Annotated in this window: 18 protein-coding genes; 5 read left to right on the plus strand and 13 right to left on the minus strand. The window is 68.9% G+C overall.

The genetic code is table 11. From position 1 onward, the window contains the following. The first annotated feature begins 25 nt into the window (after positions 1–25). Positions 26–622, plus strand: a complete 597-nt coding sequence (locus I6I07_RS26060) for a TetR/AcrR family transcriptional regulator (RefSeq protein ID WP_198484304.1) — start codon at positions 26–28, stop codon at positions 620–622. On the opposite strand, the gene I6I07_RS26065 is transcribed toward I6I07_RS26060, so the two are convergent. After that, positions 595–1,605, minus strand: coding sequence for an aldo/keto reductase (locus I6I07_RS26065; protein WP_198484305.1), 1,011 nt, complete (start codon positions 1,603–1,605; stop codon positions 595–597). The two genes, I6I07_RS26060 and I6I07_RS26065, sit on opposite strands and share 28 nt — an antisense overlap. Before the next feature lie 194 nt (positions 1,606–1,799). Next, on the minus strand, positions 1,800–2,858 hold the full coding sequence (locus tag I6I07_RS26070; protein WP_198484306.1) for a serine hydrolase domain-containing protein: 1,059 nt from the start codon (positions 2,856–2,858) through the stop codon (positions 1,800–1,802). A 183-nt stretch (positions 2,859–3,041) separates the two neighbouring features. Here I6I07_RS26070 and I6I07_RS26075 point away from each other — a divergent pair, with 183 nt between their 5' ends. After that, positions 3,042–4,061, plus strand: a complete 1,020-nt coding sequence (locus tag I6I07_RS26075; RefSeq protein WP_232625754.1) for a tripartite tricarboxylate transporter substrate-binding protein — start codon at positions 3,042–3,044, stop codon at positions 4,059–4,061. Positions 4,062–4,124: 63 nt separating this feature from the next. Here the strand turns inward: I6I07_RS26075 and I6I07_RS26080 are convergent, their stop codons facing one another. Further along, entirely contained in the window at positions 4,125–4,688 is a 564-nt protein-coding gene (locus tag I6I07_RS26080; RefSeq protein ID WP_232625755.1) for a TetR/AcrR family transcriptional regulator, read from the minus strand. Positions 4,689–4,791: 103 nt separating this feature from the next. Between I6I07_RS26080 and I6I07_RS26085 the strand changes: the two genes are divergently transcribed. Beyond that, positions 4,792–5,262, plus strand: coding sequence for a carboxypeptidase regulatory-like domain-containing protein (locus tag I6I07_RS26085; RefSeq protein ID WP_198484308.1), 471 nt, complete (start codon positions 4,792–4,794; stop codon positions 5,260–5,262). Between the two features lie 114 nt (positions 5,263–5,376). Next, on the plus strand, positions 5,377–5,901 hold the full coding sequence (locus I6I07_RS26090) for a hypothetical protein (protein WP_116521697.1): 525 nt from the start codon (positions 5,377–5,379) through the stop codon (positions 5,899–5,901). Between the two features lie 82 nt (positions 5,902–5,983). Here I6I07_RS26090 and I6I07_RS26095 read toward each other — a convergent pair whose 3' ends face one another. The 9 genes from I6I07_RS26095 to I6I07_RS26135 form a co-directional block, all read right to left on the minus strand. Continuing rightward, entirely contained in the window at positions 5,984–6,310 is a 327-nt protein-coding gene (locus I6I07_RS26095) for a hypothetical protein (RefSeq protein WP_198484309.1), read from the minus strand. After that, the gene (locus I6I07_RS26100; RefSeq protein ID WP_198484310.1) at positions 6,300–6,806 is read right to left on the minus strand and encodes a DUF523 domain-containing protein; all 507 of its coding nucleotides are present in this window, start codon (positions 6,804–6,806) and stop codon (positions 6,300–6,302) included. Before I6I07_RS26100 ends, I6I07_RS26095 begins: the two co-directional genes overlap by 11 nt. 53 nt (positions 6,807–6,859) lie before the next feature. Then, positions 6,860–7,549, minus strand: a complete 690-nt coding sequence (locus I6I07_RS26105; protein WP_006394527.1) for a VIT1/CCC1 transporter family protein — start codon at positions 7,547–7,549, stop codon at positions 6,860–6,862. A gap of 58 nt (positions 7,550–7,607) precedes the next feature. Next, positions 7,608–8,045, minus strand: a complete 438-nt coding sequence (locus I6I07_RS26110) for a PaaI family thioesterase (RefSeq protein WP_061071495.1) — start codon at positions 8,043–8,045, stop codon at positions 7,608–7,610. A 1-nt stretch (position 8,046) separates the two neighbouring features. Next, on the minus strand, positions 8,047–8,937 hold the full coding sequence (gene mmsB, locus I6I07_RS26115; RefSeq protein WP_006394525.1) for a 3-hydroxyisobutyrate dehydrogenase: 891 nt from the start codon (positions 8,935–8,937) through the stop codon (positions 8,047–8,049). 80 nt (positions 8,938–9,017) lie between these two features. Further along, positions 9,018–10,193 (minus strand): enoyl-CoA hydratase/isomerase family protein, encoded by a 1,176-nt coding sequence (locus I6I07_RS26120; protein ID WP_198484311.1) that lies wholly within the window; start codon positions 10,191–10,193, stop codon positions 9,018–9,020. After that, positions 10,190–11,344, minus strand: a complete 1,155-nt coding sequence (locus tag I6I07_RS26125) for an acyl-CoA dehydrogenase family protein (RefSeq protein ID WP_198484312.1) — start codon at positions 11,342–11,344, stop codon at positions 10,190–10,192. The genes I6I07_RS26120 and I6I07_RS26125 overlap by 4 nt, the downstream gene beginning before the upstream one ends. A 208-nt stretch (positions 11,345–11,552) precedes the next feature. Beyond that, the gene (locus I6I07_RS26130) at positions 11,553–11,900 is read right to left on the minus strand and encodes an RnfH family protein (RefSeq protein WP_061071497.1); all 348 of its coding nucleotides are present in this window, start codon (positions 11,898–11,900) and stop codon (positions 11,553–11,555) included. Next, entirely contained in the window at positions 11,890–12,324 is a 435-nt protein-coding gene (locus I6I07_RS26135; RefSeq protein ID WP_006394521.1) for a type II toxin-antitoxin system RatA family toxin, read from the minus strand. The genes I6I07_RS26130 and I6I07_RS26135 overlap by 11 nt, the downstream gene beginning before the upstream one ends. 104 nt (positions 12,325–12,428) lie before the next feature. Between I6I07_RS26135 and smpB the strand changes: the two genes are divergently transcribed. Further along, the gene (gene smpB, locus I6I07_RS26140) at positions 12,429–12,896 is read left to right on the plus strand and encodes an SsrA-binding protein SmpB (protein WP_006394520.1); all 468 of its coding nucleotides are present in this window, start codon (positions 12,429–12,431) and stop codon (positions 12,894–12,896) included. 15 nt (positions 12,897–12,911) lie between these two features. On the opposite strand, the gene I6I07_RS26145 is transcribed toward smpB, so the two are convergent. Next, a complete protein-coding gene (locus I6I07_RS26145; protein ID WP_198484313.1) occupies positions 12,912–14,102 on the minus strand; it encodes a GGDEF domain-containing protein in 1,191 nt (396 codons plus the stop codon). Positions 14,103–14,120 lie beyond the last annotated feature (18 nt).

Consider the following 14,120-nt stretch of genomic DNA (forward strand, 5'->3'; position numbering starts at 1 on the left):
GGCACAATGAGGAAAAGGAGACACGATGTCCGAGGATGCGGGCCACGAACGCCTGCTGATCGCGCTGGCCCAGGCCATGGTCGACCAGCCGCGCGCCACCCTGCAGGAACTGGCCAAGGCCGTGGGCGTGAGCAAGGCCACGCTGTACCGCTTCTGTCAGACGCGCGACCAGCTGGTGACGCGCCTGATGACGCACAGCGCGCAGGTCATGAAGCAGACCCTGGCTGATTCGCGGCTGGACGCCGCCCCGACCCGCGAGGCGCTGCGCAACTTGATCGAGCAGCACCTGGCCCACAAGGAACTGACCGTCTTCCTCATGTACAACTGGAAGCCGGACATGGAGATGCAGCCGGACATCATGCAGAGCTGGTCCGGCTACCAGGAAACGCTGGATGCGTTCTTCCTGCGCGGCCAGCGCGAAGGCGTGTTCCGCGTCGACATCACCGCCGCCGCCCTGACCGAACTGCTGATCACGGTCATCACCAGCATGGTCGACGCCGAGCGGCGCGGCCGCATCGCCCGGCTCGGCATCGCCACCGTGGCCGAGCAGATGCTGTTGCACGGCATCAGCGCCGAGCCCGCCGCCCTGCCCCCTCAGGCCGTCGCCACCGGGCGGCCGTAGAACGGATAGTTGGGATCGTTGTAGCCGTGGGTCGAGGCATGGCCGGGCGTGACCCAGCCGTCCACGATGGCTTCGTCCTCGGGCGTGATGGTGACATCCAGCGCGGCGTAGTAATCGTCCATCTGCGCCAGCGTGCGCGGACCGGCGATGACGCTGGTGACCACCGGATTGGCCAGCACCCAGGCGGTGGCGAAGTGGCCCGGTTGCACGCCGCGGGCCGCGCTGTGCTCGACCAGGCGCTGCGCGATCTGCAGCGACTCTTCACGGAACTCGGTGGCCAGGATGCGGCGGTCGCCACGCCCGGCGCGGGTATCCGCCGCCGGCGCCTGGCCCGGCAGGTACTTGCCGGTGAGCACGCCGCGCGCGATCGGGCTGTACGGCACCACGCCCAGGCCGTAGTGCTTGCAGGCCGGCAGGATCTCGACCTCGGGGCCGCGATTGAGCATGTTGTAGTACGGCTGGCACACCACCGGCTGCGGCACGCCGAGCTTTTCGCACAGGCGCAGGGTTTCGGCGATGCGCCAGCCGCGGAAATTCGACAGCCCGAAGCTGCGCAGCTTGCCGGCGCGGATCAGGTCGCCCAGCGCCCACAGCGCCTCTTCCAGGTTTTCCTCGTGGTAGTCGCGGTGCAGGTACAGGATGTCCAGGAAATCCGTGCCCAGCCGCGCCAGGCTCTGCTCGACGCCGCGGATCAGCCATTGGCGCGAATAGTGCGACTGGTTCGGGCCCTTGCCCACCACGTTGCCGATCTTGCTGGCCAGCACCCAGTCGTGGCGCTGCCCTTGCAGCAGCTTGCCCACCACTTCCTCGGACCGGCCGTCGTTGTAGACGTCGGCGGTGTCGATGAAATTCAGGCCGTGGTCGCGCGCCGACGCGACGATGCGCGCGGCTTCGTCGTCCGGCGTCTGTTCGCCGAACATCATGGTGCCCAGGCACAGGGGCGAGACGCGCAGGTTGCTTGATCCGAGACGGCGGTAATTCATGGCGGGAGTCCTTGGTCGGCGTGATGCGGGTGCGCCAGCGCGCATGGCGGCGGCGTGGCGGTACAGGAAGCGGGGCGTGCCCGCCGGCGACGCGGCGAGCAAAACATCCATGTTGCCAGAAGAATGCCGGCGCGCCGCGAAAAATCCCTGAGGCGCGCAGGGACTCCGGCGCCGCGCGCGGCAGGAAGGTCGGCTCAGCCGGCCGGCGCGTCCACCGCCGCCAGGATCTTGCCGAACAGCGCATCGGCATGCGCCGAATCGAGCCAGCGCACGATCACCACCAGCTTGCGCTCGGGCTCGATCCAGGTGAACGAGCTGCCCGCGCCCACGCCAAAAAAGCTCGACGCCGGCACGCTGGGAAACACCCGTCCTTCGTGATTCAGCCAGATCAGGTAGCCGTAATACGGCGCGATCGCGCACGGTTCGCGCATGGCGGCGATCCATTCGCTCGACAGCACCTGGCGGCCATCGGTGGCGCGGCCCTGGTTCAACAGCATCTGGCCGATCAGCGCCTGGTCGCGCGCGCTGATGGACATGCCGCCGCCCCAGTGCGAACCGCCCGGCACCGACGGCATGCGCTGGCCATCGATCTCGACCCAGGCGTTGTCGTAGCCCACCCACTGCCAGTTCTCGCTCGCGCCCAGCGGCCGCGTGACCGCTTCGCGGAACACCTCGGGCAGCGGCTTGCGGAACAGGTGCAGCAAGGCATACGACAGCTGGTTGATGCGCACGTCGTTGTATTCCCAGTACGTGCCGGGCCGCTGCAGCGGCCGCGCGTCGCCCTTCTTGCCGTCGGGCGGCACGCCAAAGGTGACGGCGCGGTAGCGGTCGGCCTGGTCGGACACGCCGAAACGCTCGCCTTCCCATTCGCTGGTCTGCTGCAGCAACTGGCGCCAGGTGATCTGCGCATTCTGGCCCTGGTCGAAGCCGATGCCCGGCACACGCTTGCCGACGGGTTCGTCGACATCGGGCAGCAGGCCGCGGTCGTGCGCCAGGCCGGCCAGGATCGCCAGATACAGCTTGGCCACGCTGAACGTCAGGTCGGCGCGCTCGGGCTCGCCCCAGGCCGCCAGCGTCTGACCGTCGCGCACCACCACGCCCGACACCGGACCGCGATCGTGGATCGGGCCCAGCAGCCGGTTCCACGGCGGCGGATCGTTCTGGTGCACCCCGAAGACGCCGTCGACGCTGCGGTCCCAGGCGGTTTCGTGGTCGTTGGCGAACTGGATCGCCTGCTGCATGAGCGCGTTCATTGCATTCCCTTGTCTTGTCGTTGGCCAATGGCGCTTGCGAGTATATCCATCCGCGCGCGGCCGCATGCGCCGCGGCCGCGATATCGCCAGGGGCAATAAGCATGGCGGGAATCAATCGTTGGCGCGCGCCGTCGCGGCCGGTAGAGTCCAACGCCCCGCATCCCTCGACGACATTACCGCCCCATGCCTGCTTCATTCCTGTCCACGCTCCCGCGCGCCGCCGGCGCCTCTTCGCCGTCGCGCCGCCTTGCCCGCGCGCGCCTGGGCGCCGCCCTGCTGGCCCTGGCCGCCTGGAGCGGCGCCGCCCAGGCCGACGCGCGCGTCATCCGCATCGTCGTGCCGTATGGCACCGGCGCCGTGCAGGACACCATCGCCCGCGCCATCAGCGACGAACTGGGCCGGGCGCTGGACGCCTCGATCGTGGTCGAGAACCGCGCCGGCGCCGGCGGCACGGTCGGCACCGCGCAGGTGGCGCGCGCCGCCCCCGACGGCAACACGCTGGTGCTGGCCGCCGCCAGCCACCACATCGCCGGCTACCTATACAAGAACCTGAGCTACGACCCCTACAAGGATTTCACCGGCGTCGCCTACGTGGGCAACACCGGCTACATCCTGCTGGCGTCGTCGACGCTGAAGGTCGCCAACACGGCCGAGTTCATCCAGGCCGTCAAGGCCCGGCCCGGCGCCTACGATTACGCCTCGGCCGGCAACGGCAGCGCCTCGCACCTGGGCATGGCCTCGCTGCTGGCGGCCGCCGGCGCGCAGATGCAGCACATTCCGATGAAGTCCACCGGCGACGCCGTCACCGAGCTGCTGGCGGGCCGGGTGCAGGCGGTCACCGCCGCCACCATCGGCGTCACCGGCTACCGCAACGATCCGCGCGTGACCTTCCTGGCGTATACCGGCAAGCAGCGCTCGCGCTTCGCCCCCGATCTGCCGACCGTGGCCGAAAGCGGCCTGCCCGGCTATGCCTTCGATTCGTGGCTGGGGCTGCTGGCGCCGGCGGGCATCGCGCCGGCCGAACGCGACCGGATCAACGCCGCCGTCAACAGCGTGCTGGCCGATCCCAAGGTGCAGGCGCGCCTGGCGGCGCTGGGCGTGGAGGCCGAAGCCAAGTCGCCGGCCCAGTTCCAGGATCTGTTGAAAGCGGATTGGGACGCCACCGGCGGCCTGGTGACCGCGTCCGGCGCCCGCGTCGAATAAAGCGCCAAGCGCGATGTCCCTGGCGCGCCGCCCGCGGCGGCCGCCAGGCGGGGACAGGCCCGGCTAGCGCTGGCGCACGCCTTCCAGGAACATGTCGGTGATGAAGTCGGCCAGGGCCTCGCGCTGCGCGGCGTCGGGCGCCTGGCGCGTGAAACGCTCGATCACCCCCATGAACGCGTGCGACAGCCACTCGGGCGGGATGTCCTTGCGGAACACGCCGGCGCGCTGGTCGATGCGCACGTTCTCGGAGATCATCTCGACCAGCTCGTCCTTGAGCGCCTCGGCCGCGTCGACCTGGAAAAAGCCGATGCGGGTCAGGTTGGGATCCTCCTGCAGGATGCCCAGCCAGTTGCTCACGCCGCGGCGCACGCGCACCTCGACCGGCAGGTCCTGCTGGTCGTCGGACCCGCGAGCGCGGCAGACTTCCTGCCGCAGCCGCTGCGCGAACATGCCCACGAGCTCGTCGTAGGCCGCCTGCTTGCCGGCGAAATATTGGTAAAAGACGGGTTGCGTGACGCCCGCGCGGGCGACAATATCGCTGATCCGGGTGTGCTGGAACCCGCGCTCGGCGAACTCCGCCGCCGCGACTTCCAGAAGTTGCAACCGGGTGCGCTCACCTTTCGTCAAACGCTTTTCTTGCGGTACAGATGGGGGTAGTGCCGTCGTCATCGCGTGAAAATACTATCCTTCCAGTCTTTTTGCCATACATTCCTGCATACATAGAATCCCGATGCCCCGACTGTCGCGCCCGCTCCACGCTTTCTGCGCCGCCGCGCTCCTGTCGGCCCTGCCGGGCTGTGTACCTTACCCCACTTATAAGACCCTGCAGCCGCGCGCGGCCATCACCGTGCAGGACGAGGTCGGGCAGCCGCTGGCCGACGCCCGCGTAGTGCTGATCGCCGGCGCCTATCCCTACGGCTACGACCGCTTCCGCGTCGAACAGCGCACCGGCGCCGACGGCCACGCCGGCTTCGAGGCGCGCCACGAATGGCGCGTCGAAGTGCTGGCGATTCACGGCGCGGAGATCTTCTTCTGGAACTGGTGCGTGGAAAAGCCCGGCTACGAGACCTACGCCACCCAGGACCGCAATGCCGACGCCTTCGACCCCAAGCCGGTCGTGCGCCTCAAGCCCGGCACGTCGCAAACTTGCGACAACCCCAATGGCTCGCCGTTCATGCGCGAGACGCGCCCAAGCCCCTGAAATCACTTGAAATCTTCGTAAATCTTGACACAACTATTGCGCCGCCGCGGCGTTACAGTACGGTATCGCCGGTCGCCGCAACACGTGGACGCCCGGCGGCTCAGGAGCAAGATCATGAAGCGGTTTACAGGTCGTATGGTCGGCGTCGCGCTGGCACTGGCCTTGGCAAGTTCCCCCGCGCTGGCGGGCGGGTATCGTGGCGGTTATCACCATCACCACGGCGGTGGCGGCGGCAACGGCTGGTGGATTGGCGGCGCGGTCGCGCTGGCGGCCACCGGGCTGATCCTGGCGGCCAATAATTCCGGCCCCAGCTACGTGCAGACCGGCGTCTACGCGCCGGGCGTGGCCTACTACAGTCCGCCGGTGTATGCGGCGCCCGTCTACGAAGCCCCGCCGGTCTATGCCGCGCCCCCGGTCTACCAGGCCCCGCCGGCCCAGTACGCCCCGGTGCAGTACGAGCCGGCCCCGCCGGTCAACCGGGCGCAGGCCAGCGCCTCGACCGACTGCCAGCGCTGGGCCATGAACCAGAGCGGCTACGACCCGGCGACCATTTCGCAATGGACCACGCAGGTGATGGTGGATACCTACAACCACGCGCTGGATTCGTGCATGAACAGCCGCGGCTACCGCGCCAACTGACCGGCGCCGCGTCACATCAAGGGAGGGTTCCGCGAGGAGGCCCTCCCTTCTGCTTTTCAGGCGCCGAAAAACGAAGCGCGCCTCAAGCGCGGCGGCCGCCCCAGCCACGCCAGGCGAAGAACGCCCCCGCCGCCAGCGCCAGCACGGCCGGCAGCACCCACACGAAGCCGCTGTCGGTATAGACGACCCCGTCGACCGGATCGTAGTAGCGCCCCAGTTCGTTGAACTCCCACTTCAGGTACTGCTCGTACCAGAGCCAGAAGAAGAACGCCGACAGCGCCAGCGACACCCCCGCGCCCGCTCGCGCCAGCAGCCGGCCACGGCCGGTGCCGGCGATCAGGCGCCAGGCCGTCAGCACGCCGGCCGCCACGGCCACCAGCACCAGCCAATCGCCGACGTTAAAGCCCATCGCCCGCCTCCAGCCGCGCCAGCCAGGCGGCGGCTTCCGTCCATTGCCATTCGCTGAAGACGCGCACCCCGGCATCCCCCAGCAATTGCGCGGCCACGCCCACGCCCGGCTGCTTCTGGCCCGAGAAATGGCCATCGTAGACATAGCCACTGCCACAGGACGGGCTGCCTTCCTTGAGCACCGCGATGCGGATGCCGCGCTCGCGCGCCGCGGCCAGCGCCAGCTGCGCGCCGTGGACGAACGGCACCGTGGCGTCCTCGCCCGACACCGCGATCACCCGCGCGCGGCCGCCCAGCACGGCGGCGGCATCGGCGCCCGGCTCGATCTCGGCCGGAGGACGCGGGATCGGCATGCCGCCCGCCACCTCCGGACAGACCGACACGACCCGCCCCTCATCGCGCCAGCGGGCCAGCACCTCGTGGTCGCGCGGCGCGGAACGGCCGTCGTAACGCACGGGGTGGCCCAACAGACAGGCGCTGATCAGAACGTATTGCATGTGAACCAGAACTCCCGGAGCCAGTATGCCGCTCCATTGAATGCCGCCAGGGCCTAGACCACGGCGCCGAACAAGGCGCCGACGCCGGCCGTCACCGCCATCGCCAGCGCGCCCAATATCGTCACGCGCAGCGCCGCCGGCCCCTTGGGCGCGCCCCCGGCGCCTGCCGCCAGGGCACCCAGACAGGCCAGACAGGCGACCGACGCGCCGATCACCCAACCGATCAGGTGCGGCACCGGCACCACCGCGGCCACCACCAGCGGCAGCGCGGCGCCGCCGGCGAACGAGGCGGCCGAGGCCACCGCCGCCTGCACCGGCCGGGCGCGGTTGTGGATCGAGATGCCGAGCTCGTCGCGGGCATGGGCATCGAGCGCATCATGGCGCGTCAGTTGCCGCGCGACCTGTTCGGCCAGGTCGCGCGACAGGCCGCGGCCGACGTAGATCTCGACCAGTTCCTCGAGCTCTTCGCCCGAGTTGCGCTTGAGCGAGCGCTGCTCCAGCCGCAGGTCGGCGGCCTCGGTGTCGGCCTGTGACCGTACCGAGACGTATTCGCCCGCGGCCATCGACAACGCGCCGGCCACCAGGCCGGCCAGGCCCGAGGTCAGCACCGCCGCGTGGCCGGCCTGCGCCGCCGCCACGCCGGTGATGAGGCTGGCGGTCGAGACGATGCCGTCATTGGCGCCGAGCACGGCCGCGCGCAGCCAGTTGCTGCGGAAAATCCGGTGATGTTCTTTGGAAGGCATTACCGAAGACCTGTTCAAGGCGCGACAAGGCTTGCGGCGGACGACCGCCGCAAGCGGATCAACGCGGCGTCACGCGCACCGCGGTCAGCAAGCCTATCACGCAAAGCGTGGCCTGTTCGCCCTCATAGGCGTGGACTTCGACCTGGCAGATCGACAGGCGCTTGCCGGGTTTGACCACGCGGCCGCTGGCCACGTAGCGCTCGCCCTTGGCGGGCGCCAGGAAGTTCATCTTGAACTCCGAGGTCAGCACGTCCTCGCCCGGCTGGAACAGGCTGAAGGCGGCGTAGCCGCCGGCCGAATCGGCGATGGTGGTGGAGATGCCGGCGTGCAGGAAGCCGTTCTGCTGGCACAGGTCCGCGCGGTACGGCAGGACGATGTCCACCCTGCCCGGCTCGACCACGTCCAGGCTGGCGCCGAGCAGCCGCATGATGCTCTGCCGCTCGAAGCTCGCCTGGACCCGCCCGGCCGGATCGACACAAGTGGCGGGCGTGGCCATGTCAGTCCTGTTCGCGCTTGACCAGGTTGACGATGCTGGAGAAGTCCAGCCGGCCGGAACCGCCGGCGCTGTGCAGCGAATACAGGTTGCGCGCCAGTTCGCCCAGCGGGATCGAGGCGCGCGCCGACAGCGCCGCCTCGGCCGCCAGGCCCAGGTCCTTGAGCATCAGGTCGACGCCGAAGCCGCCCGCGTAGCCCTTGGAGGCCGGCGCATGCTCCATCACGCCGGGCCACGGGTTGTACAGCTCGGTGGCCCAGTTGCGGCCCGAGCTCTTGGCGATGATGTCCGACAGCACCTTGGGATCGAGGCCGTTGGCCACGCCCAGCGCCAGCGCCTCGGAGGTGCCGGCCATGAGGATGCCGAGCAGCATGTTGTTGCAGATCTTGGCGACCTGGCCAGCGCCCGCGGGGCCGGCGTGGAAGATGTTCTTGCCCATCTTTTCCAGCACCGGGCGGGCCCGCTCCAGCGCGGCGGGCTGGCCGCCGACGATGAAGGTCAGCGTGCCGGCGGCGGCGCCGCCGGTGCCGCCCGAGACCGGCGCGTCGATCATGGCGATGCCGCGCACCTCGGCCGCCTGGGCCACCTTGCGGGCCGAGTCCGGCGCGATGGTGCTGCACTCGATGACGAGCGCGCTGGCCGGGATCTTGCCCAGCAGGTCCTGGTCCAGGTACAGGCCTTCGACGTGCTTGCTGGCCGGCAGCATCGAGATCACCACCTCGGCGCCCTTGACCGCCTCGGCGGCCGACGCCGCCGACTTGGCGCCCGCATCGGTCAAGACCTTGACCGCCGCCGGCACCAGGTCGAAGACCGTCAGGCTGTGGCCGGCCTTGACCAGATTCAGCGCCATGGGCGAACCCATGTTGCCCAAACCGATAAACGCGATACTGCTCATGATGTCCTGTCTCCTGTTGCTATTGCTGTAGGTGTGAAATCAGTGTTGCGACGCGATGCCGGCCCGCTCTGCGGCGGACGTCAGCGGCCTTCCTGGCCCAGGTCGTCCAGCGGATGCGGCTGGCCCTCGGGCCAGGGCTCATCGAAGAACTTCTGCACCCAGGCCTCGGTGGCCATGTCCAGCACCGCGGGGTTCCAGCGCGGCTTCTTGTCCTTGTCGATCAACAGCGCGCGGATGCCTTCGGCGAAATCGCCGTGCGCGGTGCAATGCAGCGCGGCGATGTACTCGGCGCGGAACACGTCGTCCAGCGAACGCAGCCGCATGCGCTGCTGCAGCGCGAACGACAGCCGCAGCGAGCCGGGCGAGGCGGCCAGCATGGTGCCGGCGGCGCGCGCCAGCCACGGATCGGCGTGGTCCTTCAGGGTGGCCAGCTCTTCAAAGATATCGTCCAGCCGGTTGCCGCTGCACAGGCTGTTGATGAGGAACGAATGCTGGCGCAGGTTGCCGCCTTCCAGCGGCGTTTGCGGCTCGAGCGCCGTCAGCGCGCGGCGCAGCAGGCCGTCGTTGATCGAGCGCGGCGGAATCGCGTCCTCGGCGGCGCCCGTGGCCTGGCCGGCCCAGGGCTGTTCCTCGAGCGAGGCCAGCAGCTTGGGCCAGTCTTCGTGGTTCAGGCGGAAATCCGCCAGCCCGGCGAAGAAGGCGTCGGCCGTGTTGACCTGCGCGCCCGTCAGCGCCAGGAACACGCCGGTGCGGCCCGGCATGCGGTTCAACAGCCAGCTGCCGCCCACGTCCGGAAACAGGCCGATGGAAATTTCCGGCATCGCCAGGCGCGAGGTCTCGCTGACCACGCGGTGGCTGGCGCCCATCATCAGGCCGATGCCGCCGCCCATGACGATGCCGTGGCCCCAGCACAGCACCGGCTTGGGGTAGCTGTGGATGCGGTAGTCGAGCCGGTATTCATGCTCGAAGAAGCGGCGCGCGTAGGCATTGCCCCAGGCGCCCTTGCCGGCGTTCTCGGTCATGCTGCGGTACAGGCCGTGCAGGTCGCCGCCGGCGCAGAAGGCCTTGTCGCCCGCGCCCTGCAGCACCACCAGCACCAGGCCCGGGTCACGCGCCCAGGCGTCCAGGCGCTCGGCCAGCAGGTCGACCATTTCCAGCGACAGCCCGTTCAGGGTCTGCGGCGCATTCAGCGTCGCGATCCCGAAGCGCATTCCGTTGGCGGCGGCTCTTTCTTCGAACAGCACCGGTGCATTCATCTTATGTCGGCTCCTTTTTCCAACAATTGGCGGGCAATGATCACGCGCATGATCTCGTTGGTGCCCTCCAGTATCTGATGTACGCGAGTATCGCGCACCAGACGCTCCAAGGGATAGTCCCGCAGGTATCCATAGCCGCCGTGGATCTGCTGGGCGTCCAGGCAGATCTGGAAGCCCATGTCGGTGGCGAAGCGCTTGGCCATCGCGCAGTAGGTGGCCGCGTCGGGCGCGCCCGCGTCCAGCTTGCAGGCCGCCAGCCGCACCATCTGGCGCGCCGCGACCAGGTGGGTGGCCATGTCGGCCAGCTTGAACTGCAGCGCCTGGAATTCCGCCAGGCGGCGGTTGAACTGGCGCCGCTCGTCCATGTAGCGGCGGGCCGCGTCCAGCGCGCCCTGGGCCGCGCCGACCGAGCAGGTGCCGATGTTGATGCGGCCGCCGTCCAGGCCCTTCATGGCGATCTTGAAGCCCTCGCCCTCCTCGCCCAGCAGGTTGCTGGCCGGCACGCGCACGTTCTCGAACACAATCGGACGGGTGGACTGGCTGTTCCAGCCCATTTTTTCTTCCTTGCGGCCGTAGCTGATGCCCTCGCTGTCGGCCGGGACCGCAAACGCGCTGATGCCGCTCGCGCCTTCGCCGCCGCTGCGCGCCATCACCACCAGCAGGTCGGTGTCGCCGCCGCCCGAGATGAAGGCCTTGGCGCCGTTGAGCACGTAGTGGTCGCCCTGGCGCTGCGCCCGGGTCGAGAGCGAGGCGGCGTCGGAGCCGGCGCCCGGCTCGGTCAGGCAGTACGAGGCCAGCTTCTGGCCGCTGGCCAGCAACGGCCCCCAGGCCTCGCGCAGGGCCGGCTGGCCCCATTTGCCGACCATCCAGGTGGCCATGTTGTGAATCGTCAGGAACGCGGTGGTCGACGGGTCGACGGCGGCCATTTCCTCGAACACCAGGGTGGCGTCCAGGCGCGGCAGCCCCAGGCCGCCGATGTCCTCGCTGGCGTAGATGGCGCAGAAGCCCATCTCGCCGGCGCGCGCGAACGCCTCTTTGGGGAAGATGCCCTCGGCGTCCCAGTGCGCCGCGTGCGGCGCCAGTTCGCCTTCGGCGTAGTCGCGCGCGGCCTGCGCGAACGCGCGCTGCTCGTCGGTCAGTTCCAAGTCCACAGCCTGTCTCCTGATGTCATCGGTATTGTCTGTTGGCGTTGCTGCCGTCTCGTGAACGTCAGCCAGGTCATTTTGACATGACGTTGACGTAAACGTAAGGGTGCGGCGCCGTCAATGTTACGCCGGAAGGGCCGGCGTGATTTGTCCTGATGATGACAATGTGGCGGCAGCCCGCGCCGCCCGGGCGGCGCGCGCCCGGGGCCGGCCGCTACAGCAGCCCGGCCGGTCGCACCCGCCCGTTGCGGGCGGTCTTGGCGCGCCGGTGCTCGGCGCGGCGGCGGCGCGATTCCTTGGGATCGAAGCTCAGGCCGCGATAGATCTCGACGCGGTCGCCGTCGGCCAGCGGCGTGGCGGCCTCGACGGCGCGGCCGAACACGCCCACGCCCCGCTCCCACGGCTGGACCACCGGAAAGGCCTGGGCGAAGCCGCTGGCGCGCAGGGCGTCGGCCACGGTCGCGCCGGCCGGCAGGCGCAGCTCGCGCAGCCAGACCTGGGCGGACAAGGCATAACAGACCGAGACCTCGATCTGCCCGGCGGCGGACGGCTCATTCGCCATACTTGGCCTGCGCGCGCTTGGTGAAGGAATCAATGAAGCTGGTGGCGATGCGGTTGAACACCGGCCCCACCACCATCTCCAGCGCGCGGTTGGAAAAGGCGTATTCCATGGTGAACAGCACCTTGCAGGCATCCTCGGCCAGCGGCTGGAACTCCCAGTGCCCCACCAGGCTGGAGAAGGGGCCATCGACCAGTTCGAGGTCGATGCGGTCGGGGTAGACGTGCCGGTTGCGCGTGGAGAAACGCTGCTTCATGCCCGCGAAACTGATCAGGATGGACGCCTGCATGCCGTGCTCGTCGCGGCTCTGCACCTCGGCGCCGCCACACCACGGCATGAACTCGGGGTACTTTTCCACGTCGGCCACCAGGTCGAACATCTGGGCGGCGCTGTAGGGCACCAGGACGGATCGCTGTACTTTGTGCATCGACTATCGCAAATGGCTAGAATGATAGGATTTTACCGGCACTGCGCCGCCGGGGCGCAAACGAGCACAAACGAAGAACAAACGGGCATATTGGGCCCCACAAGATGAGCATTATCGATAACCGCAAGGCCACGCACGACTATTTCATCGAAGACCGCTACGAAGCCGGCCTGGTTCTCCAGGGCTGGGAAGTCAAGGCGATCCGCGATGGCCGCGTGCAGCTCAAGGAAAGCTACGTCATCGTGCGCGACGGCGAACTTTACCTGCTGGGCATGCACGTCAGCCCCCTGCCCACCGCGTCCACCCACATCCATCCGGACGCCATGCGCACCCGCAAGCTGCTGCTCAAGGCCGAGGAAATCAGCAAGCTGATCGGCAAGGTCGAGCAGCGCGGCTATACGCTGGTGCCGCTCAACCTGCACTACAAGAACGGCCGCATCAAGCTCGATTTCGCCCTGGGTCGCGGCAAGAAGCTGTTCGACAAGCGCGACACGGCGCGCGAGAAGGACTGGCAGCGCGAGAAAGAACGCATCATGAAGCACGACACCCGCGCCTCGCGCAAGGACAGCTGACCGCCCTTCGCGGCGTCAGGCCGCCGCCTGCATCGGCGGCGGCTCGACCAGGCTCACGCCCGATCCCGCCACCCGGTTGCGGCCGGCCTGCTTGGCCATGTACAGCATGCGGTCGGCGCGCTCGAAGAAGGCCTGCAGGTTCTCGCCCGGCAGCCAGTCCGCCACCCCGGCGCTGAAGGTATAGGCGATGGTGCTGCCGCCATGCGCGCACGGCGTGCGCCGCACCGAATCGAGCAGCCGGTCCGCCACCTCCATCACCGCGTCGCTGCGCATGTCCGCGAACAGCACGCTGAACTCCTCGCCCCCCACCCGGCCCACGTGGTCGCCGGTGCGCAGCGTGGCCGTGGCCAGCAGGCCGAAATGGCGCAGCACCGCGTCGCCGGCGGCATGGCCGTGGGTGTCGTTGATGCGCTTGAAATGATCGATGTCCAGCACCATCAGCGTCAGCGGCCGGCGCGTGCGCAGGGCCTGGGCGCAGTAACGCTCGCCCTGCAGCCACCAGGCCTTGCGCGACATCAGGCCCGTCAGGAAATCGGTGCTGGCCTCCTGCTCGCGGTCGGCCAGCATGCGGTCATGGATGATCATGATGGTGCCCAGCGACAGGCACGGCATCGCCAGCACGCCCAGCGTCATGAAGAGGATATTCCAGGCGGTCGGCTGCAGCAGGAAATCGGCGTGGGCCACGCCGGAGGCGAACAGCGCCACGCGCAGCGCGCAGGTCACGCCCGAGATCATCGCCACCGACCAGACGAAGTAATAGCTGTAGCGCGAGCGGTTGGCCGGCAGGCCCTGCCACACCGCCGCGGCCACGGCGAACATGAAGCCCATCTGCAACGCCGACATGGCCACGATGCGCGGCGCGACCTGGCTGTCCAGGTAGGTGTAGCCCACCAGCACCAGCCAGGCGGCGACGCAGGCCAGGCCCATCAGGTGGCGCGGCAGGCGCTGCCCCAGCAGGCGCCGCAGGCCGGCGTAATAGGCGCACAGCGCCAGGCCGATCAGCATGTTGGGCAGCAGGATCGAGACCCAGCGCGGCGCCTCGGTGGCCTGCAGCCCGAATAAAAAAAACGCCAACAGCGTGAGCAGGTTGGCGCGTATGGTTTCGCGGATCCCCGCCATGCCGCTGCGCGCCAGGGATCCCAGCACGCAGAGCGACAGCACTCCCGTCAGTACTGCTATCGACAGCAAATGCACGGGAGCAATCATGGGCGGGGCGCCTCACGG

This window comes from Achromobacter deleyi, from assembly GCF_016127315.1.
In the GTDB taxonomy this organism is placed as follows: Bacteria; Pseudomonadota; Gammaproteobacteria; order Burkholderiales; family Burkholderiaceae_B; genus Achromobacter; species Achromobacter insuavis_A.